The sequence below is a fragment of the Glutamicibacter sp. BS14 genome (assembly GCF_056934375.1).
Window position 1 is genome coordinate 3,188,788 of the sequence record NZ_CM167801.1, and the last position, 20,966, is coordinate 3,209,753.

Consider the following 20,966-nt stretch of genomic DNA (forward strand, 5'->3'; position numbering starts at 1 on the left):
GATCCGCTAGCCGAGCCAATCTGCGGTTCTGCGAAGAACCGGATCAGTTCTACTGCGCACCGAGGATCCCGCGCGCCACCAGATCCGCGGGGCCGCTGAGGATCGTATCTTCTCCGCCGCTTGCATTGCCGCGGAATTCAACGCCGACCACGCCGCCTGGCACCGCAACAGCCCACTGGTTGATCAGCGCGGTGCTGCGCGCCCAGTAGCGTACGGCAGCTGCAGCCGCGCAGGCACCGGTACCGCAAGAGAGGGTCTCGCCTACCCCGCGTTCATGGACGCGCATCTGGACCTGGGCAACTCCGTCTTCTTCAATCAGCGGTTCGGATGGAACCACGAATTCCACGTTGGTGCCGTGGGCAGGAACGGGAGATACCTCTGGTGCCTGGAACAGGTCCAATTCTTCGAGCATTCGGGCATCGGGCAACGCCACAACGGTGTGCGGATTGCCCATGGTGATGCTCAAGGCCGGCAGGGCCTGTTCCCAGCCACGCGGCTTGACCATGGAGTCCACGGATTTTTCGGCCGCGTCCTGCTCGAAGATCAGGCCCCAAGGACCCAGGTTCACTGCGTAGCCATCGACCAGGCGGGTAATTTCCTTGACCCCTGCACGGCTGCCGATTTGGAAGCTTTGCCCCACCTGGAGGCTCACCAGCCCCTCGGCAATCAGGTAGTGCGCGAAGGCACGCACGCCATTGCCGCACATTTCGGCGATGGAACCGTCGTTGTTCCGGTAATCCATGAACCAGTAGGCCTTGGGGTTCTCCAGGAACTGCTCTTCGTATCCCGGAACCTTGGAGGTTGGCACGGCACGGATGAGCCCGTCGCCGCCAATGCCGAAGCGGCGATGGCACAGGGCCGCTACCTGTTCGGGGGTGATGTCGAGCTTTGCTTCAGGGTCTGCAACCAGTACGAAGTCGTTGCCGGTAGCGTGGCCCTTGGCAAAATGTTGTCCAGCCAGCTGTCCTAGTTCGGTGCGGTACATCAATGCTCCTAGAGTTTTCCTGCGTATGTTGGCTAGCCAATGATCTTCAGCGTTTTTTCCAGCAGTCCCGGTTCGATCGGGTTCAGCCAGTTGACCCGCTGGTCTGCATTGAACCAGGTGATCTGCCGTCGCGCGAACTTGCGCGTGGCGATGATCGTCTGGTCGATGGCTTCGGCTCGGGTGATCAGCGCATCCAAGTAGTCAATGTACTGCTGGTACCCGATGGCACGCGAAGCGGTCTTGCCTTCGCGTAATCCTTGTTCAAGAAGTCCTGCGACTTCTTCGGCTAATCCCATGGCATCCATCTTGTGCACGCGGGCCTCCAGGGCTTCGTGCAATGCATGCCGGTCATAGTTCAAACCGATCTGGATTGCCGGTGCGGCATACTCGCGTTGCGGCATGAAGGAGCTGAAGGCCCGCCCGGAAATCTCGTAGACTTCAAGGGCCCGGATCGCGCGGCGCAAATCCAGGTTGCGCCCAGCTGACACCGGGTCCACCTCGGCCAATCGGCGGCGCAGGGGTCCGTCGCCTTCGGCCTCGACCTCAGCCTCCAGCCGTTTCCTGACCCCGGGATCCGTCGGCGGGAAATCGATGACGTCAAGTGCTGCGCGTACATACAGTCCAGAGCCGCCGACCATCACCGGAATCTTGCCGCGGGCCTGGATTCGGGCGAAGTGGTCGCGGGCTTGGGCTTGGAAGGCCGCGACGGACGCTTCCTCGGTGATGGCCATGGTGTCGAGCAAATGATGCTCGATGCCGCCACGTTCATCCACCGGCAGCTTCGCGGTGCCGATATCCATGCCGCGGTAGAACTGCAGGGCATCTGAATTGACGATTTCCCCGCCCAGTTCCCGGGCCAGGGCAATAGCCAAATCTGACTTGCCGGTGCCGGTGGGGCCGACGATGGCGATGACCGGCAGGTTCGAATTGGTCATGTACTTAGCTACGCACTTTCAAGGTTGGCATGCCCAAGCTCGTGCGGCCGATGGAACCGTTCGCAGCTGGGGAAGGTACCCCGCAGCTTTCGGCTTGGGCACGGTCCCAGGCATCCCCGGCACGCGAACGGCGCAGGGAGTACTGGTCAGCGGTGGGATCGGAAATCAGGTGGAATGATGCCACTTCGGTAATAGGCAGGGTGACCAGATCGCCTGGGCGCGGGGCTTGGGCTCCGTCAGGCACAGAGAAGTGCACCAGGCGCTGGTCCTGCGAGCGTCCGGACAGGCGCCGGGTTTCCCCGGACTTGCGTCCGGACTGCTCGGTGGCCATCACTTCTACGGTACGGCCCAGCTGCTTCGCATTCTCTTCCTTGGCAATGCGGTCCTGGAGCGCGGTCAGTCGCTCGTAGCGTTCCTGGACCACGGCCTTGGGCAGCTGGTCTTTAAGTTCGGCTGCCGGTGTTCCCGGCCGCTTGGAATACTGGAAGGTGAATGCCGAGGAGAATCGCGACGCTTCAACCACGTCGAGGGTGGCTTGGAAGTCCTCTTCGGTTTCGCCCGGGAAGCCAACGATGATGTCGGTGGTGATTGCCGCATGCGGGATGCGTTCGCGAACCTTTTCCAGGATGCCCAGGAATTTCTTGGACCGGTAGGAGCGGCGCATTTCCTTGAGCACCCTGTCCGAGCCGGACTGCAGCGGCATATGCAGCTGCGGCATCACGTTCGGGGTCTCGGCCATGGCATCGATGACGTCATCGGTGAAGGCCGCTGGGTGCGGGCTGGTGAAGCGCACGCGTTCGAGTCCTTCTATTTCGCCGCAAGCGCGCAGCAACTTGCCGAAGGCCAAGCGGTCTCCGAATTCCACGCCGTAGGAATTCACGTTCTGGCCCAGCAGGGTCACTTCGATGGCCCCATCATCGACCAGGGCCTGGATTTCGGCGAGGATCTCGCCCGGGCGGCGATCGCGCTCCTTGCCGCGCAAGGATGGGACGATGCAGAAGGTGCAGGTATTGTTGCAACCCACGGAAATGGAGACCCAGCCTGCGTACACGGATTCGCGCCGAGTCGGCAAGGTGGATGGGAAGACATCCAGTGATTCCAGGATCTCCAGTTGCGCCTCCTGGTTGTGGCGCGAGCGGGCCAGCAGCGTAGGCAACGAACCGATATTGTGCGTGCCGAACACCACGTCTACCCATGGGGCTTTCTTGACGATGGTGTCCCGGTCCTTCTGGGCAAGGCACCCGCCGACGGCAATTTGCATATTGGGGCGTTCGGCCTTCAGGTTCTTCAGCAGGCCCAGATGCCCGTAGAGCTTGTTGTCTGCGTTTTCACGCACTGCGCAGGTATTGAAGACGACGACGTCGGCTGCTTCTTCGGCCAGCTCTTCGGATTTGCGGCTTAGGCCCGCATCTTCCAGGAGACCGGAGAGCCGCTCGGAATCGTGCACGTTCATTTGGCAGCCGAAGGTACGTACTTCATAGGTACGGGGTAGTTCTCCACTGCCTATGTTGCTCAAGGTATGTTGCTCAGTCACTCTTCAAGATTACCGAAGATTGGGTACTGCTGAAATACAGGTGACCTTGGGACGCGCTCCTGCGTGCTGTTCGCAGCGCGTGCCCGCTAATCGCCGGATTCACCGCTTCCCTCGGAAGGGTTAGGATTGAATTAGACTATCAACTAGCCAATTCGGCCTATGAGAGAGATTTCCGTGGAAAACCATTCACCCCGCCCACAACCGGAACCCGAGAAATCCCGCCCATTGCGCTTGTCACGCGGCATGAAGGTCTTCCATATCTGGATGGCCGGAATATCCGCACTTTTCCTTTTCGCCATCCCGATCGCCATCGGCCTCCTCCCGCCGATGGACCACGAGACCGATGACCTGCTGTTCAATATCGGTGTTGGCTCGGTGCTTGCCGGGATCGCCGCCTTGATCCTGTGGGCATACCAGGGCATTGACGATTGGCTTGGACGCCGCAGCAAAGCACCTGCCCAGGATCCGAAGCGCAATCAGTAGCGGCTACCGAAGCGCTCTTCCCATTCTTCGCGCGCGACCTTGAAGGCCAAGCCGCCGTTGTAGCCTTTACGCCCCAGCATCCCTACTAGTCGGCGTAATGCCCTATCCCGATCTGCGCCCATGGATTCCGGGCGCAGTTTCGCGCGAACCAGTTCACGGGCCCGCTGCTCCTCGGCCTCATCATCAATCTGCTCAAGCGCTTCAGCGGCCAGTTCATCGTCTACGCCCTTGGTGCGCAGCTCGCGCTTGATCGCCCCACGGGCCAAACCGCGCGAGCGCGCGCGGGCAACTACCCACGACTTCGCAAAGCGTTCATCATCAACGAGATTGATCTCGGCATACCGGTCGATGACTTCATCAGCGATATCCTCAGGGCATTGGTTGTCAAGAAGCTTGTCCTTGAGCTGTTTCGCGGTCTTGTCGCTGGCTGCGAGCTGGCGCAGCAAAATGCCACGCGCCTTTTCCCGCCACTGGTCATCGCTGAGCTCTTCAGGCTCCCCGGCTTCGCGCGCCGCTTTTCTCGCTTCGCGTGCTTCGCGGCGTTCCTGCTTCGAGGGTTTGGCCGGTGCGGGCGCGGCAACAATCTGTTCCATCGCCGCACGCAGCTCTTCAACACTGCCCGGTTTCCTGGATTCCTCCGGGAAGCTGGCAATGGTGCGGGAGGTGCTGCCCGCTGGCATGGCTGGGGTTGCGGCGCGCCGGGCGGCGCGTTCCCGCCTAGCTGATTCCTCAGCCGCTTGTGCTTCCACTTCTTCCGGGCTGGGTTTTGCCCAGTCCGGCATGTCCTCGGGATCCCCCTGGAACTCTTTGGAAACGGACGTAGCGTCCGACCCGGAATTCTTTCCGGGTCGGACGCTACGTCGCTGGAAGCCTGGGGCCACTACTTATCGCCCTCGACGACTCGCAGTTCGGTCTCGTCTTCTTCAACTTCTTCCTGTGGCAGAACGCCGAGCTTCTGCAAGATCTGGCGCTCGAGTTCGTCGGCCAGATCCGGGTTGTCGCGCAGGAAGCGGCGGGCGTTTTCCTTGCCCTGGCCCAGCTGGTCCCCGTCGTAGGTGAACCAGGCACCGGACTTCTTGACCAGGTTATGCTCGACACCCATATCGATGAGCGAACCTTCGCGGGAGATGCCGTGGCCGTACAGGATGTCGAATTCAGCCTGCTTGAAAGGAGGAGCCATCTTGTTCTTGACGACCTTGCAGCGGGTGCGGTTGCCGACCGCGTTGGTGCCCTCTTTCAGGGTCTCGATGCGGCGGATGTCGATGCGAACCGAAGCGTAGAACTTCAGCGCCTTGCCACCAGTGGTGGTTTCCGGGCTGCCGAAGAAGACGCCAATCTTTTCACGCAGCTGGTTGATGAAGATTGCGGTAGTCTTCGAGGCCGAGAGGCGGCCGGTGATCTTGCGCAGAGCCTGGGACATCAAGCGGGCCTGCAGGCCGACATGGCTGTCACCCATTTCGCCTTCGATTTCGGCGCGTGGAACCAGTGCTGCCACGGAGTCGATGACGATGATATCCAGAGCGCCGGAGCCCACGAGCATATCCATGATTTCCAGGGCCTGCTCACCGGTATCCGGCTGGGAGACCAGCAGTGCGTCGGTGTCGACGCCCAGCTTCTTGGCGTATTCCGGATCAAGCGCGTGCTCAGCATCGATGAAAGCCGCAACGCCGCCGGCCTTCTGCGCGCTGGCGACTGCATGCAGGGCAACCGTGGTTTTACCCGAGGACTCAGGGCCGTAGATTTCAACCACGCGGCCGCGTGGCAGGCCGCCAATGCCAAGGGCGACATCCAAGGCAACCGAACCGGTAGGAATTACTTCAATGGGTGCACGGGTTTCATCGCCCAGGCGCATGACCGAGCCCTTGCCGTAGGCCTTGTCGATTTGGCCCAGGACAGCCTCTAGCGCCTTTTCCCGATCATTTTTTGCTGCCATGGTTCACCTTTGCTCTTGCAAGCCTGCTACGTACTTGCTCATGAATTTTGTCCTGCAATAGACAGTATGCTTGCCCACCGACACTTTGGACTCCGATAGCCCTCAAGTGTGGACAGTCTCAGTGCTTAAGTTCTTGGTGCAGTTTCCTGCGTTGCTTCTAGGATAACCCTATCCGAACAGGTGTTCGAAATTCAACACGGCGTGTTCGAAGATCCAGTGCCGGGACTTTCGAACGGAATCGCTACGATTCCTTCGGCTCGATATCCACGCCAAGCCAGCGTTCGGCCGGAATGTCTTGCGCCTTGCACAGGGCTTTCCAAATCTGCTTGGGCTTGATGCCCTTGTCCAGCGCCTGCGCGGCGGTAAGGCTGCCAAGTTCGGTAAGGGCCATGGAATCGGCCAGCACGTGGGAGTACCGCGCGCCGAACTCGTTTTCCATGTTGCGCCAGAAATCGCTGATTTTCACCTAATTATTCTCCCACGCATAGGCAAGGAGCCCACGCATTTCGCGCAGGCTCCTTGCACGGCTGCCGGCAGTCTCGATTACTGAGTAGCGGTAGCCCTAAAAAATTTGGTTCTAGACCGAGGCCAATGGCTTGTTGCCGCTCTTGGCCGCAAACTCGTTGGCCATATCCGTAGGGACGGTATCCGGGATAGCAATGCCCTCTGCCAGGGCAACGCGCTCGGATACTTCACGGAGCATCAGGGACAATGGGATTTCCAGCGCCACGCAGATCGAGGAGAGCAGCTCCGAAGAGGCTTCCTTCTGGCCACGCTCAACCTCGGACAGGTAGCCAAGGGAAACACGTGCGCTATGCGAAACCTCGCGAAGGGTACGCCCCTGGCGCTGACGGACGTCGCGCAGAACATCGCCGATTTCATGACGGAGTACTACCATTTTGTGCTCCTCCTTCTCGGGCTGGACCATATGGGCTTCTCCCATATCGCGCCAACGGACGACACCATTGACAGTTACGGGTTGCTTGACCATGAATTTAGCCTCTGCTCCTAGGTCCATCTCGAAGATCTAATCAAATACGGGGGCCATCCTTGCGGCCCTGCAATTCGTACAACGACAGGTCATACGATTTTGTTCCCGTACATTCACCCTAATCACTTAAATGCGACCTACGCCACATATGCCGTGATTTTTGCGTAACATCTCGGGAAGAAGAGTATTTCGCGTCTTACTGTGAAGAAGCTTTATCCAAGATGGCAGCGAACTGGTGAAGTGCCGCCAGGGTGCTCTGCTCGCGGATCTGTGCCCGGTCTCCCACGAAGTGGTGGACTTCGGATCCCGAGTCAGCGCCCATGGCCCACCCAATATACACGGTTCCCACCGCCTTGCCATCGTGCGGGTCCGGTCCAGCGACCCCGGTTGCAGAAATCGCCGCGTCTGCACCGCAGGCACGCTGCGCCCCTACGGCCATCTGCCGGGCAACCTCGGGATCCACCGATCCGTTGGAGGCAAGCAGCATCTCGTCGACGCCCAGCAGCGATGACTTCACCGCCGAGGAATAGCTGACAACTCCCCCGCGCAGCACCGCCGAGGCGCCGGGCACCTCGGCCAGGCGCGCGGCAATCATGCCAGCGGTCAGCGATTCGGCCGTAGCCAGCTGCACATCGCCTTCAATGGCCTTGGCGATCACCTCGGGTGCCTGGGGCTTCATGGTGCCGGCCCTACTTCTGCTTCTTGGCCGCGGCTGCCAGCTGGCCGGCCTTGACCAGGTATTCCAGTCCGGTGACCACGGTGACGGCCAGGGTCAGCAGCATCAGGTACCACGCCACGGTGCCCAGCCAGTCAATGGTGTGGGTGTAGGGCAGCAGGTACAGGCCGATCACGATGGCCTGCAACACGGTCTTGATCTTGCCGCCCATATTCGCGGCAATCACGCCGTAGCGGATGACCACCACGCGCAGCAAGGTGATGCCCCATTCGCGCGCCAGGATCACGATGGTGACCCACCAAGGCAGCTCGGCCAGGATCGAGAAGCAAACCAGCGCCGAACCGGTGAGCAGCTTGTCGGCGATCGGGTCCGCGATCTTGCCGAAGTTGGTGACCAGCCCGCGGCTGCGCGCCAGGTCCCCGTCGAGCTTGTCGGTGTACATGGCCACCACGAAAAGTCCCAGCGCGACCCAGCGCCACAGGCCTTGCTCGTGGTTATCGGCCATCAGGGCCCAGACGAAGAAAGGCACCATGATGATGCGGATGGTAGTGAGCACGTTGGCGATATTCAGCGTCGGTACCGGTGGCTGGGCACTGCGGCCAGCTTGCTCGCTCATGGGTTTCAGTTTCTTCCTGTCAGGTCCCAGGCGTCTTCGCCAGGTTCGTCGGAGCCATCGAAGTAGTCGACGGCTTGCGGGCGATCTTCCAGATCCTTGGCAACCAGGTCCTCGGCATAGTCGGTGACCGGCTCGGCGTGGTTCACGTTGGCTTCGGCCACCAGCGCGGCCTCGGTGGCCGACGGGGTGCTGGTCGCCGGGTCATCGCCGCGCATCGCGGCCAGGACCATGGGCAGGTCATCGGGCTGGATCAGCACATCGCGGGCCTTGGAGCCCTCGGAAGGGCCGACAACGCCCCGCGATTCCATCAGGTCCATCAGGCGTCCGGCCTTGGCGAAGCCCACGCGCAGCTTTCGCTGCAGCATCGAGGTGGAGCCGAACTGGCTGGTGACCACGAGCTCGGTAGCCTGCAGCAGCAGATCCAGATCGTCTCCGATGTCCTCATCGATCTGCTTCTTCTTCTCGGCAGCCGGGATCACGTCTTCCCGGTACTCGGGCTTCAGCTGGCTCTTGACGTGCTCGACCACGCGGTGGATTTCGGATTCGGTCACCCAGGCGCCCTGCACGCGCATCGGCTTGGAGGTGCCCATCGGCAGGAACAGGGCGTCGCCCTGGCCCAGCAGCTTCTCGGCCCCGGGCTGGTCCAGGACCACGCGGGAGTCGGTGACCGATGAGGTCGCGAAGGCCATGCGCGAGGGCACGTTGGCCTTGATCAAGCCGGTGACCACATCCACCGAGGGGCGCTGGGTGGCCAGCACCAGGTGGATGCCGGCGGCACGCGCCAGCTGGGTGATGCGCACGATCGACTCTTCGACATCGCGCGGGGCGACCATCATCAAGTCGGCGAGCTCATCGACGATCACCAGCAGGTACGGGTAGGGCTTGAGCACGCGCTTGGAACCCTCCGGAGGGTGCACCTTGCCGGCCTTGACCGCCTTGTTGAAGTCGTCGATGTGCTTGAAACCGAAGTTGGCCAGATCGTCGTAGCGGGTGTCCATTTCGCGGACCACCCAGCCCAGTGCCTCGGCGGCCTTCTTCGGGTTGGTGATGATCGGGGTGATCAGGTGCGGCACGCCTTCGTAGGCGGTCAGCTCCACGCGCTTGGGGTCGACCATGACCATGCGCACCTCGTCCGGGGTGGAGCGCATCAGGATCGAGGTGATCATCGAGTTCACGAACGAGGACTTGCCCGCGCCGGTGGCGCCTGCCACCAGCAGGTGCGGCATCTTGGCCAGGTTGGCCACGACGAAGCCGCCTTCCACGTCCTTGCCCACGCCCATCACCATCGGGTGCTCGGTCTTGCGGGCATTGGAGCTGCGCAGCACATCGCCCAGCGCCACGACTTCCTTGTCGGTGTTCGGGATCTCGATGCCGATGGCGGACTTGCCCGGAATCGGCGAGAGGATGCGCACATCCGAGGAAGCCACCGCATAGGAGATGTTCTTGGACAGCGCGGTGACCTTCTCCACCTTGGTGCCCGGGGCCAGCTCGATCTCGTAGCGGGTCACCGTGGGCCCGCGGGAGAACCCGGTGACCTTCGCGTCGACCTTGAATTGCTGCAGGGTGTTGGTCAGCGCGTCGACCACCACCTGGTTGGCCTCGGATGCTTCCTTGGCCGGCGGGCCGGCAGGAAGGTAGTGCTCCTCGGGCAGGGTGTAGGTGACATCCCCGGAGAGCTGCAGCTGCTCGCTGCGTGCCGGGATCGGCGCCTGCGGGGATGCGGAGAGCCCGGCGGCGCGCGAGGAGACCTGGTCCATCGCGGAGGTGGTGGCCTCGGGCTCGGCCTTCAGCCCGATATTGGCCATGATCTCGGCCATCTCGGATTCGGCCTTGGTCGGGCGCTTGACCCCTGGCGGAGGACCGGAGGGCTTCGGGATGGCAACCGTGGCGGTGTCTTCCTGGGCCGGGGCGGCGGCGGACTCGAAGTCCGGGCGGGCGATGGCCTGGGTGGCGGCCTCGTCGGCGTCGAAGATCTTGCCGGAGTTGCGGTTGACGGCAGGCATCGCGCCGGTGGACTGTTCGGCAGGATCATCCTGGCCGATGACCGCCTTGTCGTAGGCGACATCGCCGGGGCGTTCAGCGTGCTCGCCGCCGTCCACGTCGTAGACCTCGGTGACCTTGCGGGCGGCCGCGGCCCGGCGTTCGAAGAAGCCGGGCTTCTTCTTCCTGGCAGCGGGGGCCGGAGCCTCGTCCTGCGGGTAGAGGTAGGACTGGTCATGGTCCTCGCCGGCTGGATCAAGTTCCACTGCGGCCGTGGGGCGGGCGGCACGGGGTGCATCCGGGTCCTGGCCGAGCAGGCGGTTGTAGCCCGAACGCACGCGCGAAGGGATCTGCGTAAATGGCGTGGCGGTGACGATCAGGATGGACATGACCACCAGGAAGATGAACACGGCCATGGCGCCCGGGACCGAGATCAGCAGGCCCAGCGGGGTGCCCAGGATGGAACCGGCCATGCCGCCGGCATTCCAGAGCGCCTGGAAATCGTCGGAGACCGCTGGCGAGCCGTTGGCCAGCGAGGCGATGGACGAGCCGGAGAGCGTCATGATCAGCAGGCCGATGCCGATGCGGTTGTTCGCGGTGACCGCCTCCGGGTAGCGGAAGAGCCGGAAGGCGCCGATGAACAAGATCACCGGCAGCAGCACGGCCATGAAGCCCAGGGTGCCGCCGGCGACCGCGTGCACGCCGGTGCCGAACCACCCCGCATCGCGCAGGCCCCACCATTCGATGATCGCGACGATCATCGAGATCAGCGCGAGGAACAGTCCGGTGCCGTCGCGGCGCAGCTCGTAGTCAGGCTTGACGGTTCCGCCGATGCGGCGGAATGCGCCGCCGAAGATCCGGGCAATGCCCATCCACACGCTGCGTATTGCGCGCAGCGGCAGGGCGAGTTCCGCATCCGGGTTCTCGGGCGTTTTCTTGGAGGACGAGGAGCCAGGCGCCTTGGGTTTGCGCGCCGCGGTCTTCTTCGTCCCCTGAGACTGGGTACGTGGGGCCATACTCCAAGGGTATCGCCCCCGGCTGGATGCACCCAGAATTTACACGTCTGCACGGGGTGCGCCAGCAGCTAGATAATCGTCACGTGGCGCCCGGGAACTATTGCGAGTACTCGATCACCAAGGTGTAGCGGCCATTGCCTTCCAGGCAGGCGTGGCTGCCGACTTCGTACCCGGACGCCTTGAAGGCATCCACCGTGGCGGTTTCCATCATGGCGCAGGTAGCGGCGCTGGAGACCTCTTGGGTGTAGGTCGTGCCGCTGGCGTGGGCCCCCGGAATTCCGGCCAGCCCCACCGCCCCGGCCAGCAGGCCGGCCACGGCGCATGCGGCGAGATGGCTCTTGATCTTCATTTGCACTCCTGGTCTGCTTTCGTCCCCGGCGCTTGGGCCAAGCGCCCGCTTCCAAAAGTGCCACAGCACGCCCTGCACTGCCAGCAGCTTCCAGCCAAGATCCAGCCAGCGCCTGGCCGCGGAGCCCGGATGGCCTCAGCCGCGGGCCGCGCAGCGGTTGAGCCCAGCCAGGATAGCGAAGCCCGAGGCAAAGCACACTGCCAGGAACCCCAGGGCCGTGCCTAGGAACGGGGCCGGATCGATTTCGCCCAGGCCCAGCGCGGCTATGGCCAACGCCGGAAGCAGTGCCGCGAGGACCGCGCCGATTCCGGCAGCGGCCGATTGCCTGGCAGCCGTGGCCGGCTGGTTCCCCATGGCCTGGATCTCAATGGCCGCATACGCACCGCTGCAGCAGACAAGCCCCATCAGCACTCCTGCGAGCGCGCCGTAGGCCAAGGGCAGGCCGAGATCACCCAGACCGCTGCCATAGCCGTCCCCGCGGATCGGCCAGAACATCCAGAGCACCGCCAGCGCACCGAGCGCCATGCCCACCCCTGCAGCGATCGCGAACATGCTTCGGGTCATCGAGGCCACGGTCCTTGAAGTTTTCCCATTCATGGCTACAGCCTAGGACGAACAGGCGCTATTTGCTACTGCCTTTCGGGTTCTGCTGCCAGCTATCATCCGTTCGCCGCCGGTCCGAAAAACCGCCGCTAGGAGAAGTCCAGCCCGAGCAATGCGTTCTCGGTGACCTCCGGCAAGGCAGGGTGGATCCAGTACTGCTGCGTGGCGACCTCGCGCACATCCAGTCCGAAGGCCATGACCGTAATCATCTGCTGGATCAGCGTTGAAGCTTGCGGTCCCATGTAGTGCGCGCCCAGCAGCTTGCCGGTTTCCCTATCAGCGATGAGCTTTGCGATACCGGTGCTGTCTTCCATCGCCCAGCCGTAGGCCACATCCCCGTACTTCTGCACCTTGGCGGTAATGGCATGCCCGGCCTCGCGGGCTTCTTCCTCGGTCATTCCGACGTAGGCGATCTGCGGGTGGGTGAAGACCGCCGCCGGCACGTGCTCATGCGGCATCTTCTTCATGTTCTGCGGGTTCAGCAGGTTGTGGCGCACCGCGCGCATTTCCGCGTTGGCCACATGCTTGAGCAAGAATGGCGAGGAAATGTCGCCCAGCGCCCAGATGCCCTCGGCAGACGTCGAACGGCCGTATTCGTCCACGCTGACCCGTCCGTCCTCGGAGTCGATGCCCGCACGGTCCAGATCCAGCTGGTCGCCGTTGGGGATGCGCCCCGTGGCCACAAGCAGCACCTCTGCACTGGCGGTGGAACCGTCATCCAGGGTCAGCTTCACCCCGTCGGGCTCTTGCACGGCGCTGACCATGCTCCTGCCCTGGCGCACGTCATAGCGTTCTGCGGCCATCTGGTTGAATGGCCCGCGCAGATCGGCATCCAGCTGGCGCATGAGCTCGGAACGGGCCAGGATGGTGACCTTGGTGCCCAGTGCTTCGAAAACGTGGGCGAACTCCATGGCAATGTAGCCGCCACCGATGATCACGATGGACTTGGGCCGGCGGGCCAAGCGCATGATGTCCTCGTTGGTGTGGAAGGCTACGCCGGAATCGATGATTTCCTGCGGAATAAACGGGCGCGACCCGGCGGCCAGGACAATCTGGTCCGCGCTGATGGTCCTGGCTTCTGTTCCCTGCCCGGTACGCAGCGTGCGCTCGCCGACAAAACGCGCGTGCTGGTCGTAGACGTCGATATTCGGTGTCTGCCCGCCACGGCGGTAGTCTTCGCCGCCCTGGGCAATGGGATCGATGCGCTTATCGAAGACCCTGCTCACGATGCCTGGCCAGTCCACGGAATTGACCTGGGCATCGATTCCCAGCCGTGCCGCTTGCCTGGTTTCCAGGGCGACGTCTGCGGCGTAGACATACATCTTGGTGGGGATGCAGCCGACGTTCAGGCAGGTACCGCCGAAAGCGCCCTTCTCGATGATGGCAATGGATTTTCCATCGAATTCTGGACCCGGAATAGAGTTGCCAGAACCTGTGCCGAGGATGATCAGATCGTAGTGCTTGTCTGCCTCGATTGCGGCGGAAGACGTCATGGCAGGGGTACCTTTCACGGTCAATGCTGGGGCCCGGCAGGCAGGCGCTTGGCCAATGCTTGCCTACCGGGCAGGCTATCATCCGGGCACTGGAGTGCCACTATGTTGCACCTTGGGCTCATCGGCCAGGCTGAAGACCAGTTGCACGATGCCGTTCACCACCACCTGCTCCGCGTGGATCCCGTAGACCTGCAGCAGCAGCCCAGGGTCCAGCACCTCCTGGGGCGTGCCCGCAGCGATGACCCCGCCGTTGGCCAGCATGACCAGCTTGCTGCAGTAGCGGGCGGCCAGATTCAAATCGTGCAGCACCACCACCGTGGTGGTTCCCAGTTCCCCGACCATGCGCAGCAGCTCATGCTGGTAGCGGATATCCAGGTGGTTGGTGGGTTCGTCCAGAAGCAGGTGCTCGGCCTGCTGGGCCAGTGTCCGGGCAACCAGCACGCGCTGCTTCTCGCCGCCGGACAGGGTCGAGTAGCGGCGGTCGGCCAAATGCCGGGCGCCGACCCGGGACAGTGCCGAAGCAACCGCCTGGTGGTCCTCGCGGGCAAAGCCGGCCAGCGCCTTGCGGTGCGCAACCCTGCCCAGGAGCACCATTTCGGTGACACTGACCGGCAGTTCGCTCGGCGTTTCCTGGGCCACGACGGCAATCCTGCGGGCCAGTTCGTTGCCGCGCAGTCCGCTGACCGGGCGCTCGTCCACGAGCACCAGCCCTGCCGTGGGCCGCAGCGCCGCATAGAGCGTGCGCAGCAGGGTGGACTTGCCGCTGCCGTTGGGGCCGATCAGCCCCACCACTTCCCCGGGGCCTGCCTGCAGCCCCGCCGATTCAATGACCAGCTTTCCGCCATAGCCCACCGAAATATCTGTAGCAGTAATCATGGTTCTTGCCTTCTTCCAGGTCCTTGGTTCCTATTGGGCCGCATTGAGCTTGCGAACCAGCGCGAACAGCAGCGGGGCGCCGAGCAATGCGGTGACGATTCCCAGCGGCAATTCCTGCGGTGCCATGGCCGTCCGGGCCAGCACATCGGCCCAGACCAGGAAGATCGCGCCGAGCAGGGCGGCTACCGGAATCAGGGTGCGGTGCGTGGCACCGACGCACAGCCGGGCTACGTGCGGAATCACCAGCCCGACGAATCCGATGCCGCCGGAGGACGCGACCAGCGCGCCCACGCACACCGCGGTCACCACCATGACGGCCGCACGCAGCTTCGCCGGAGATATTCCCAGCGCTTGCGCGGTGCCATCGCCGATGGCCAGCGCGTCCAGCGGCCGCGACCAATAGGCCAGCAGCGTGGCGGTCCCGATCACCACGATCCAGGTGATCATTGCCGATTGCCCGGTCGCCTGCGCCAGTGAACCCAGCGTCCAGAAAAGCACCGAACGGCCCGCATTGGGATCATCCGAAGCGAAGATCAGCAGCGAGGTGAGCGCGTGCAGCACATAGCCCACGGACACCCCGGCCAGCACCAGCCGGGTGGACGTCATCTCCGAACCGACCCGCGCCAGCAGGTAGACGAAGATCCCGGCGGCCAGCGCCCCGGCAAAGGCGCTCGTCGCCAGCGAGGCCGTGCCGATGCCGGCCGTGGCGCCGAAGAGGATCGCGGCCGCCGAGAGCGTGGAGGCCCCGGAGGTCACGCCCAGCAGGTAGGGCTCGGCCAGGATGTTGCGGGTCAGCGCCTGCAGCGCCACCCCGGCCAGGGCCAGCCCGGCCCCGACGGCGGCACCCAGCAGCACCCGCGGCACGCGCAGCAGCAGGACGATGGACTGGTCCGAGGCGCTGAATGCACCAGGTGCGGGCATCCCGGAAAGGTGCGCCTTGAGGATCTGCAGCACGGTGCCCGGCTCGATGGACACCGGGCCGAGCCCTACGGCCACCGGCAAGGTGGCCACGAGTACGGCCAGCAGCCCGGCGATCCACAGCCAGCTGTGCCGGGCCCGCCGGTCATGGTCCAGGTCATCGCCGGCGCAGGCCAGCGGTTCCCGGGGTTCTCGCACGATAGGTTCCAACGGGGTCATGGCTGCCTTTCGGGGGTTTCGCCAATGGAATCGGTGCGCAGGCCCAGTGCGGCACCCAGCGCAATCAGGGTCAATGCGCCAAGCACGGCAGCGGCGGCCAGGTATCCGGCGGCGGCCAACGCCGCTCCGGAGGCTGCTGTGCCCAGGAACAGGCCCAGGGACATGCCGGCCGCGTTCAGGCTCAGCGCGGTGCCGCGCACCTGCGTGCAACGGCTCACCAGCAGGCTCATCACGGCGGCCGAGACCACCGCGTGGCTGGCCGAAAGCACCGCCGTGCCGGCCACCGCCAGCGGCAGCACCGGTGAGAGGTAGACGCCGAACAGCGCCACCAGCGAAATGCCCAGGCTGAAAACCATCACCGCACGGGTGCGCCGCTGCGAATCCCCGGCGTTGAGCATCCGCCCGGCCAGCAGGTGCCCCAGGAAGAAGGCCCCGCCGCTGACCGACCAGATGAACGCGAACCAGCTGGCGGTCAGCGCGAACTTCTCCGCGTACAGCGGGGCCAGGAAGGCCAGGTGCCCCATGAAGGCGCCGGCGCGGCCGAAGGAGACCAGCAGCAGCGCCCGGGCTCCGGGCACGCCGGCCAGGGTGCGGAAGGCAGCCAGGTAGCCCAGCCGGGCTGGAGCCGGAGCCGGGTCTGCCGCGCAGTGCCCGGCGCCGCGGCGGCCGTAGCGCAGCACCGCCGGGATCAGGGCGATGCTGATGGCGGCGATGGCGACCAGGTTTCCCTGCCAGCCCCAGAACATCGCCGGCAGCACCAGCAGCGGCGCGCCGATCGTGGAGGCCAGGGTCTGGGCCGTCATCACCAAGGTGGCTGCCCGGCCCGCGGCCGGGGTGGTGCCGAAGCGGTCCGCGGCCGCGGTTGACAGCGCCGGGTAGAGCAGCGCGTTGGACACCCCGGTGGCCAGGCAGAAAACTGCCAGTGCCGCCAGGCCCGAGAAGGTCCCCGCGATGGCGGCGGCGCCCATCAGCCCCAGCGCCGCGGCGGCCACGGTGCCCGGGGCGATGCGCCCGATCAGCGGGGCCAGCGCAACCCCGGCGAGCACCGCGCCGACGCCGGCCAGCCCGCGCAGGGTGCCGGTTTCGGCATAGCCGGCCCCGGCCCAGTCGGCGATGGGCACCAGGAAGGTGCTCAGCACCGTGAAGGGCAAAAGGCCCAGCGCCGAGGCCAGCAGCGCCGGCCAGATCTCGGCGATGATGCGCCGTTCGCTGGGCAGCTGCTGCGCTGTTTCGACTTCTGGCTGGCTCATGCCGCACTCCCGATTCCGGCGCTGATCATGGCCAGGTCCTCGGCGAAATCCTGCACCGCGAAGGCCGGCGAGCAGCCCTGGCCCTCCCGGGCCGAGGCCGCTTGCACCAGGGCGTCTTCGTAGGCGGCGAGCAGCGCGTCGATCATCGGGCAGGCCACGGCCAGTTCCCGGGCCAGGCCGGCGATGATCCTGGTGCGGTAGTAGTCTTCCTTGGGCATCCGCGGCACATCCCACTGGCCCTGGTCATCGCGGAAGACCGGGCGGAAGGCGATGGCCGAGAAGTCGAAGTAGCGGCCCTGCGCGTCGGGCTGCGAGAAGGGGTCGATGAGCAGCGAGGCGTAGCGCACGTAGAGCAGGTACTCCTGCTCGATGGCCGGCAGCTGCTCGAAGCTGGCCGCTTTCCCCGGGTCGATGCTCTGGGGGTGCACCGGATACCCGTCATCGAGCATGAAGGCCAGCAGGTTGACCGGCTGGCCGCCCAGTGCGGCGGTGATGGCCGACAGTTCCCGCCAGGCCTCGGCCATGGAGTGGATCAGCGCCGGGGTGACCGGGCCTTCGGGATAGAGCTTGTAGACGTACTGGACGGGCGGGGCGGGAGCGAAGACCGCGCGCAGCGCCAGCTCGTTGAAGAACAGGGCCGGATGCACGTACAGCGACATGTTCCGCGCCTCGGCTTCAACCGGCGATCCCGCCAGCTGCACTTCGGTGCCGGCCGCGGCATGCACCGCACGCAGCCGCTGCAGCGCGGGCGTGGCCCCGCCGGTGGAGCCGGCGTAGATGCGGGCCTTGACGCCGGCGGTCAGCACCAGCGCTCCGCCGGTCCCCTCCACCTGCCGGGTGTCCCCCAGATAGCTGGAGAAGCTGATGATTTCCGGGTCGGCGCCGCTGCGGCGGGCGAATTCGCGCACCAGTGCCGCCGAGCCCAGCGTGGGCGAGAGCAGCACGATCCGCGCCAGCGATGCGAGCACCCCCGGCGGCAGTTCGCGCAGCACCGGCAGGTAGGCGTCGGCGGTGGCCGCCAGTACCAGGGTGTCCCAGCCGCCGCGCACCTGCTGGTAGCCGCGGTAGCGGTGCTCGATGCGCACCTGCCCGGCCAGTGCGGCATGGGAGGGGTTTTGCACCTGGACGCGGGCGGTGCCGGCGTTGGCCTCCAGCGCGTCGAAGAAGGCGGCGCAGCGCTGCGAGGCGCGCCCGGCAATGCCCAGTTCCCCGGGCAGCGCCCCGAGCAGCACGGCGCTTTGCACCGCAACCGGTCCGGTTCCGGCAATGAGGATATTTCCCAGTTCATCCATGGGCTAATTGCTTTCCGTTCTCGTGCGCGCCTTGGTGTACAGCGCGATGTCGAAGACCTGCCCGGGCTGGCGGATCGTTCCGTCCAGCTGCCACCGCCGGGGGTCCACTGGTTGCATCGGGTAGTTGAACAGCGACTTCAGCCCGTCGCCGAAGCGCATTGCGACCACCACGTCCTGCCGGGTGCGCGCGTGCAGCTGGTGCAGCAGCTCGTATTTCACGGCCACCGTGGAGCTGAAGACGATGTGCGTGGCCTGCGGCAGGAAGTCCAGCTGGTGGATTTGATCGCCCTGCAGGCCGATGTCCAGGCCCTGCCCCAGCTGCGCCACGACCCGGCGGCCCAGCTCCAGCGCTTCGGGATCGATGTCGATCCCCACGGCGCTGGCCCCGGTGCGCGAGGCCAGGTTCAGCAGGGTCATCGGGAAGGAACCCGAACCGACCAGCAGCACCTTGGAGCTGGAGTCGGGGGCGACGGCGCCGAATTCCCCGGCGATGCACGATTCGATGTTGGCGAAGTAGCCCTCGGCTCCGCTGCGGCCTTCGAGCAGGCGCAGCGCCCGGTACTTCTCGATGACTGCGACGCAGCGCGCCGATTCGGTGCGCAGCGCCGCCACCAGCGCCGTGCCCTGGTCGGTGGCGGCCATCTGGGCATAGCCCGGTTCATTGGCCGGGTCGGTGACCAGCTGCGCATAGCCGGCCAGCAGCTCTTCGAGCGCCGCCGCGTGCCGCGTCGATCCGTCATAGTCTCGGGCGGCTTCGGCGAACCGTCCGAGGTAGCCGTGCAGCACGCCGGCCAGGCCGGCGGCGGCGGCCTGGGTGGCCAGTGGTGTTTCAGTCATGGATATATGCAGTCCCTTCGGCCACGATGCTTACTTCGGTGCTGATCTGCAGCGCGGTGGCCTTGGCGCGGCTGCCATCGGCGTGCACCTGCACGGTGCCTCCGGGCTGTTTCACGCTGGCATTGACCGGAGCGCCGGCTTTCGTTGCCAGGTAGGCGCCCAGCGCGGCGCTTCCCGAGCCGCAGCTGCCCTCCCAGATGAGGCTGCCCAGTGCCGGGACGCTGACCAGCGGGGCCAGTTGCCCGCGGTCCGGATCGTAGAGCATGATGCCCACGACGGACACCGCTTCGCTGGCGCCCAGATCCAGGGCCAGCTGCTGCGCATGCCCGCGCAGCTGGGGATCCGAGACGTCGCATTCGGCGACCAGATGCACCGCATCGGCGTAGCGCACCAGCCCGGCGCCGGCGACGCCCGGGAACGGGTACGGGTCGATGCGCAGCGGCCAGGGCATCTTCAGCTGGCAGCGGTAGGCGGCACCGGCCGGCTCGACCCGGCAGCCCAGCAGCTGCGCGGCGCCGGAGGCTTCGATCAGCAGCTCAAGCGGGCCGCTGCGGGCGCGGCGCGCGGCCTGCAGCGCGGCCAGCGACATCGCGGCATTGGCGCAGAATTCGCCACCGGCCATGTGCAGCCGGGCCTGGGCCCGGGGCGAGCTGGGAGGCAGGATGAACCCGACTTGCTCGGCGTGCACATGCTCGGCGCGCAGCAGCCGGTCAGCGATACTGCGGTAGTGCGCCGCCGGGTGCCGGCTGGTCACCAGCACGGTGGTATTCGATGCCGGACTGAGCTTGACGAATTCCACGGGGGTGGCGCCCCGGACCAGGCCGCGGTTGGGGCCGCGTCCGTGCCCCGGGCGGGCCACGCGGCGCGATGAGGCCGCTTGCCGGCGCAGCGCCGCTGGCTGGCTCATCAACGGGCCAGCCGGTCGGCGATCAGCTCGACCCCGTCCACTGCCAGCGGACCGGGCGAGGAATAGTAGTAGTTCAGCGGCACGATGGCGCTGTCCTGCTCGATGGCGGGCAATCCGGCCAATTCGGGGCGGTCGCGCAGCGCCTCGATGACCTGCTGGTCGGTTTCCAAGTTCGAGGAGCCTGTCGGCAGGTACATGGCGAAGACCTTGTCGGCGCCGCTGTTCACGAGTTCTTCGGTGGAGGGCTCGAAGTAGCGCTTGGGCACGTCGTTGAAGACGTTCTGAAGGCCAAGCAGTTCCATCTGCTCGGCAACCAGCGATTCATGGCCGTAGGATCCCAAGGTGCCTGCGGTGGGCACGTACAGCGGCATCCCGCGCTGCTGGCTTTCCTGCTTGACGCTGCGCGCGGCTTGCTCGACGCGTGCTCGCATCTGCTGCACGGAGTCCTCGGCCGCCTGCTCGGTGCCGAAGAGCTGGCCGTAGGACTGGACGTCCTTGTAGATCTGGTCGAAGCCGCTCAGCCCGCCGGTGGATCGATCCTCGAATCCGGCGCAATATCCACTGACGGTCAGCATCTTCACTCCGGCGCTTTCCAGGCGTTCAGCCAACGAGTCGAGATCGATTCCAGCAGCGATATCGGTGCCGATCACCACGTCTGCTCCCGAGTCCAGGATCATTTCGTAGGAGACATCATGCGAGTCCTCGGTAATCCGCTCCGCGTTGCGCACTGCCCCCATGGTCTCTTCGTCGAAAGGCACCTGCCAGCTGCCTGCGTAGTGCGTGAGCTTGTCTCCCGCTCCAGCGGCGGCCAGCAGGGCCGGGGCTTCCGACCCGACTGCAAGAACGCTGTCCGGCGCCTTGTCGAAGACGACCTGCCTTCCGCAACTGTCCAGGGAAACGCTCTTGGCGCCGGTGCCCTGCGGTGCACCGCTGGCAGATCCGGCTGGCGCGCCGCATCCGGTGGCCAGGGCCAGGATGGCAACCGGCACGGCCAACTTCCAGGGATTGAGTTTTTTCATCTATCAGTGCTCCATTCATGGCGGGCAGGCCTCGGCCGCCGAGATCCGGCGAGC

At 65.1% G+C, this 20,966-nt stretch carries 21 protein-coding genes; 1 reads left to right on the plus strand and 20 read right to left on the minus strand.

Going from position 1 to position 20,966, the window contains the following annotated elements:
- Positions 1-49: 49 nt before the first annotated feature.
- From dapF to miaB, 3 genes are read right to left on the minus strand one after another with little or no spacing between them, the layout of a single operon-like run.
- Positions 50-985 carry a diaminopimelate epimerase gene (gene dapF / locus AC1Z36_RS15080; RefSeq protein ID WP_133832953.1) on the minus strand — a complete coding sequence of 312 codons (936 nt, stop codon included), beginning with the start codon at positions 983-985 and terminating at the stop codon, positions 50-52.
- Between the two features lie 32 nt (positions 986-1,017).
- Positions 1,018-1,920, minus strand: a complete 903-nt coding sequence (miaA, locus tag AC1Z36_RS15085) for a tRNA (adenosine(37)-N6)-dimethylallyltransferase MiaA (protein ID WP_133832954.1) — start codon at positions 1,918-1,920, stop codon at positions 1,018-1,020.
- A gap of 4 nt (positions 1,921-1,924) precedes the next feature.
- Complete coding sequence (miaB, locus tag AC1Z36_RS15090; RefSeq protein WP_133832955.1) at positions 1,925-3,454, minus strand: tRNA (N6-isopentenyl adenosine(37)-C2)-methylthiotransferase MiaB; 1,530 nt, start codon at positions 3,452-3,454, stop codon at positions 1,925-1,927.
- 159 nt (positions 3,455-3,613) lie between these two features.
- Here miaB and AC1Z36_RS15095 point away from each other — a divergent pair, with 159 nt between their 5' ends.
- Positions 3,614-3,937 carry a hypothetical protein gene (locus AC1Z36_RS15095; RefSeq protein WP_146112308.1) on the plus strand — a complete coding sequence of 108 codons (324 nt, stop codon included), beginning with the start codon at positions 3,614-3,616 and terminating at the stop codon, positions 3,935-3,937.
- On the opposite strand, the gene AC1Z36_RS15100 is transcribed toward AC1Z36_RS15095, so the two are convergent.
- The 17 genes from AC1Z36_RS15100 to AC1Z36_RS15180 form a co-directional block, all read right to left on the minus strand.
- Positions 3,931-4,719, minus strand: a complete 789-nt coding sequence (locus AC1Z36_RS15100) for a regulatory protein RecX (protein ID WP_133832957.1) — start codon at positions 4,717-4,719, stop codon at positions 3,931-3,933. The two genes, AC1Z36_RS15095 and AC1Z36_RS15100, sit on opposite strands and share 7 nt — an antisense overlap.
- A 98-nt stretch (positions 4,720-4,817) precedes the next feature.
- Positions 4,818-5,870, minus strand: a complete 1,053-nt coding sequence (recA, locus tag AC1Z36_RS15105) for a recombinase RecA (RefSeq protein WP_105658167.1) — start codon at positions 5,868-5,870, stop codon at positions 4,818-4,820.
- A 241-nt stretch (positions 5,871-6,111) separates the two neighbouring features.
- The gene (locus AC1Z36_RS15110) at positions 6,112-6,336 is read right to left on the minus strand and encodes a DUF3046 domain-containing protein (protein WP_483561437.1); all 225 of its coding nucleotides are present in this window, start codon (positions 6,334-6,336) and stop codon (positions 6,112-6,114) included.
- Between the two features lie 111 nt (positions 6,337-6,447).
- Positions 6,448-6,861, minus strand: coding sequence for a helix-turn-helix domain-containing protein (locus tag AC1Z36_RS15115; protein ID WP_105658240.1), 414 nt, complete (start codon positions 6,859-6,861; stop codon positions 6,448-6,450).
- Positions 6,862-7,057: 196 nt separating this feature from the next.
- Positions 7,058-7,540 (minus strand): CinA family protein, encoded by a 483-nt coding sequence (locus AC1Z36_RS15120; RefSeq protein WP_105661877.1) that lies wholly within the window; start codon positions 7,538-7,540, stop codon positions 7,058-7,060.
- 10 nt (positions 7,541-7,550) lie between these two features.
- A complete protein-coding gene (pgsA, locus tag AC1Z36_RS15125) occupies positions 7,551-8,153 on the minus strand; it encodes a CDP-diacylglycerol--glycerol-3-phosphate 3-phosphatidyltransferase (protein WP_133832958.1) in 603 nt (200 codons plus the stop codon).
- A 5-nt stretch (positions 8,154-8,158) separates the two neighbouring features.
- Complete coding sequence (locus tag AC1Z36_RS15130; protein WP_105661875.1) at positions 8,159-11,149, minus strand: FtsK/SpoIIIE family DNA translocase; 2,991 nt, start codon at positions 11,147-11,149, stop codon at positions 8,159-8,161.
- A 97-nt stretch (positions 11,150-11,246) separates the two neighbouring features.
- Complete coding sequence (locus AC1Z36_RS15135) at positions 11,247-11,498, minus strand: hypothetical protein (protein ID WP_133832959.1); 252 nt, start codon at positions 11,496-11,498, stop codon at positions 11,247-11,249.
- Between the two features lie 135 nt (positions 11,499-11,633).
- Complete coding sequence (locus AC1Z36_RS15140) at positions 11,634-12,095, minus strand: hypothetical protein (protein WP_133832960.1); 462 nt, start codon at positions 12,093-12,095, stop codon at positions 11,634-11,636.
- 95 nt (positions 12,096-12,190) lie between these two features.
- Complete coding sequence (mtr, locus tag AC1Z36_RS15145) at positions 12,191-13,594, minus strand: mycothione reductase (RefSeq protein WP_133832961.1); 1,404 nt, start codon at positions 13,592-13,594, stop codon at positions 12,191-12,193.
- Positions 13,595-13,672: 78 nt separating this feature from the next.
- Positions 13,673-14,470: an ABC transporter ATP-binding protein gene (locus tag AC1Z36_RS15150; RefSeq protein WP_483561438.1), complete on the minus strand. Its 798-nt coding sequence runs from the start codon at positions 14,468-14,470 to the stop codon at positions 13,673-13,675.
- 30 nt (positions 14,471-14,500) lie between these two features.
- Positions 14,501-15,607 carry a FecCD family ABC transporter permease gene (locus tag AC1Z36_RS15155; RefSeq protein WP_332498705.1) on the minus strand — a complete coding sequence of 369 codons (1,107 nt, stop codon included), beginning with the start codon at positions 15,605-15,607 and terminating at the stop codon, positions 14,501-14,503.
- Positions 15,604-16,857 (minus strand): MFS transporter, encoded by a 1,254-nt coding sequence (locus AC1Z36_RS15160; protein WP_332731601.1) that lies wholly within the window; start codon positions 16,855-16,857, stop codon positions 15,604-15,606. Before AC1Z36_RS15160 ends, AC1Z36_RS15155 begins: the two co-directional genes overlap by 4 nt.
- Positions 16,854-18,149: an opine metallophore biosynthesis dehydrogenase gene (locus AC1Z36_RS15165; RefSeq protein ID WP_483561439.1), complete on the minus strand. Its 1,296-nt coding sequence runs from the start codon at positions 18,147-18,149 to the stop codon at positions 16,854-16,856. Before AC1Z36_RS15165 ends, AC1Z36_RS15160 begins: the two co-directional genes overlap by 4 nt.
- Positions 18,150-18,152: 3 nt before the next feature.
- The gene (locus AC1Z36_RS15170; protein ID WP_105658179.1) at positions 18,153-18,986 is read right to left on the minus strand and encodes a class I SAM-dependent methyltransferase; all 834 of its coding nucleotides are present in this window, start codon (positions 18,984-18,986) and stop codon (positions 18,153-18,155) included.
- Positions 18,979-19,893, minus strand: a complete 915-nt coding sequence (locus AC1Z36_RS15175) for a histidine racemase CntK family protein (protein ID WP_105661867.1) — start codon at positions 19,891-19,893, stop codon at positions 18,979-18,981. Before AC1Z36_RS15175 ends, AC1Z36_RS15170 begins: the two co-directional genes overlap by 8 nt.
- Complete coding sequence (locus AC1Z36_RS15180; protein ID WP_332487883.1) at positions 19,893-20,912, minus strand: ABC transporter substrate-binding protein; 1,020 nt, start codon at positions 20,910-20,912, stop codon at positions 19,893-19,895. Before AC1Z36_RS15180 ends, AC1Z36_RS15175 begins: the two co-directional genes overlap by 1 nt.
- Between the last annotated feature and the right edge of the window lie 54 nt (positions 20,913-20,966).

Bases quoted from the DNA above. Each gene is read 5' to 3' on its own strand.
- AC1Z36_RS15180 (WP_332487883.1), bottom strand. From the start codon at position 20,912: ATGAAAAAACTCAATCCCTGGAAGTTGGCCGTGCCGGTTGCCATCCTG.
- AC1Z36_RS15100 (WP_133832957.1), bottom strand. From the start codon at position 4,719: ATGCCGGACTGGGCAAAACCCAGCCCGGAAGAAGTGGAAGCACAAGCG.
- miaA (WP_133832954.1), bottom strand. From the start codon at position 1,920: ATGACCAATTCGAACCTGCCGGTCATCGCCATCGTCGGCCCCACCGGC.
- dapF (WP_133832953.1), bottom strand. From the start codon at position 985: ATGTACCGCACCGAACTAGGACAGCTGGCTGGACAACATTTTGCCAAG.
- recA (WP_105658167.1), bottom strand. From the start codon at position 5,870: ATGGCAGCAAAAAATGATCGGGAAAAGGCGCTAGAGGCTGTCCTGGGC.
- AC1Z36_RS15140 (WP_133832960.1), bottom strand. From the start codon at position 12,095: ATGAATGGGAAAACTTCAAGGACCGTGGCCTCGATGACCCGAAGCATG.
- AC1Z36_RS15155 (WP_332498705.1), bottom strand. From the start codon at position 15,607: ATGACCCCGTTGGAACCTATCGTGCGAGAACCCCGGGAACCGCTGGCC.
- AC1Z36_RS15135 (WP_133832959.1), bottom strand. From the start codon at position 11,498: ATGAAGATCAAGAGCCATCTCGCCGCATGCGCCGTGGCCGGCCTGCTG.
- AC1Z36_RS15165 (WP_483561439.1), bottom strand. From the start codon at position 18,149: ATGGATGAACTGGGAAATATCCTCATTGCCGGAACCGGACCGGTTGCG.
- AC1Z36_RS15150 (WP_483561438.1), bottom strand. From the start codon at position 14,470: ATGATTACTGCTACAGATATTTCGGTGGGCTATGGCGGAAAGCTGGTC.
- AC1Z36_RS15130 (WP_105661875.1), bottom strand. From the start codon at position 11,149: ATGGCCCCACGTACCCAGTCTCAGGGGACGAAGAAGACCGCGGCGCGC.
- AC1Z36_RS15175 (WP_105661867.1), bottom strand. From the start codon at position 19,893: ATGAGCCAGCCAGCGGCGCTGCGCCGGCAAGCGGCCTCATCGCGCCGC.
- AC1Z36_RS15095 (WP_146112308.1), top strand. From the start codon at position 3,614: ATGAGAGAGATTTCCGTGGAAAACCATTCACCCCGCCCACAACCGGAA.
- AC1Z36_RS15170 (WP_105658179.1), bottom strand. From the start codon at position 18,986: ATGACTGAAACACCACTGGCCACCCAGGCCGCCGCCGCCGGCCTGGCC.
- mtr (WP_133832961.1), bottom strand. From the start codon at position 13,594: ATGACGTCTTCCGCCGCAATCGAGGCAGACAAGCACTACGATCTGATC.
- AC1Z36_RS15115 (WP_105658240.1), bottom strand. From the start codon at position 6,861: ATGGTCAAGCAACCCGTAACTGTCAATGGTGTCGTCCGTTGGCGCGAT.
- AC1Z36_RS15120 (WP_105661877.1), bottom strand. From the start codon at position 7,540: ATGAAGCCCCAGGCACCCGAGGTGATCGCCAAGGCCATTGAAGGCGAT.
- pgsA (WP_133832958.1), bottom strand. From the start codon at position 8,153: ATGAGCGAGCAAGCTGGCCGCAGTGCCCAGCCACCGGTACCGACGCTG.
- AC1Z36_RS15160 (WP_332731601.1), bottom strand. From the start codon at position 16,857: ATGAGCCAGCCAGAAGTCGAAACAGCGCAGCAGCTGCCCAGCGAACGG.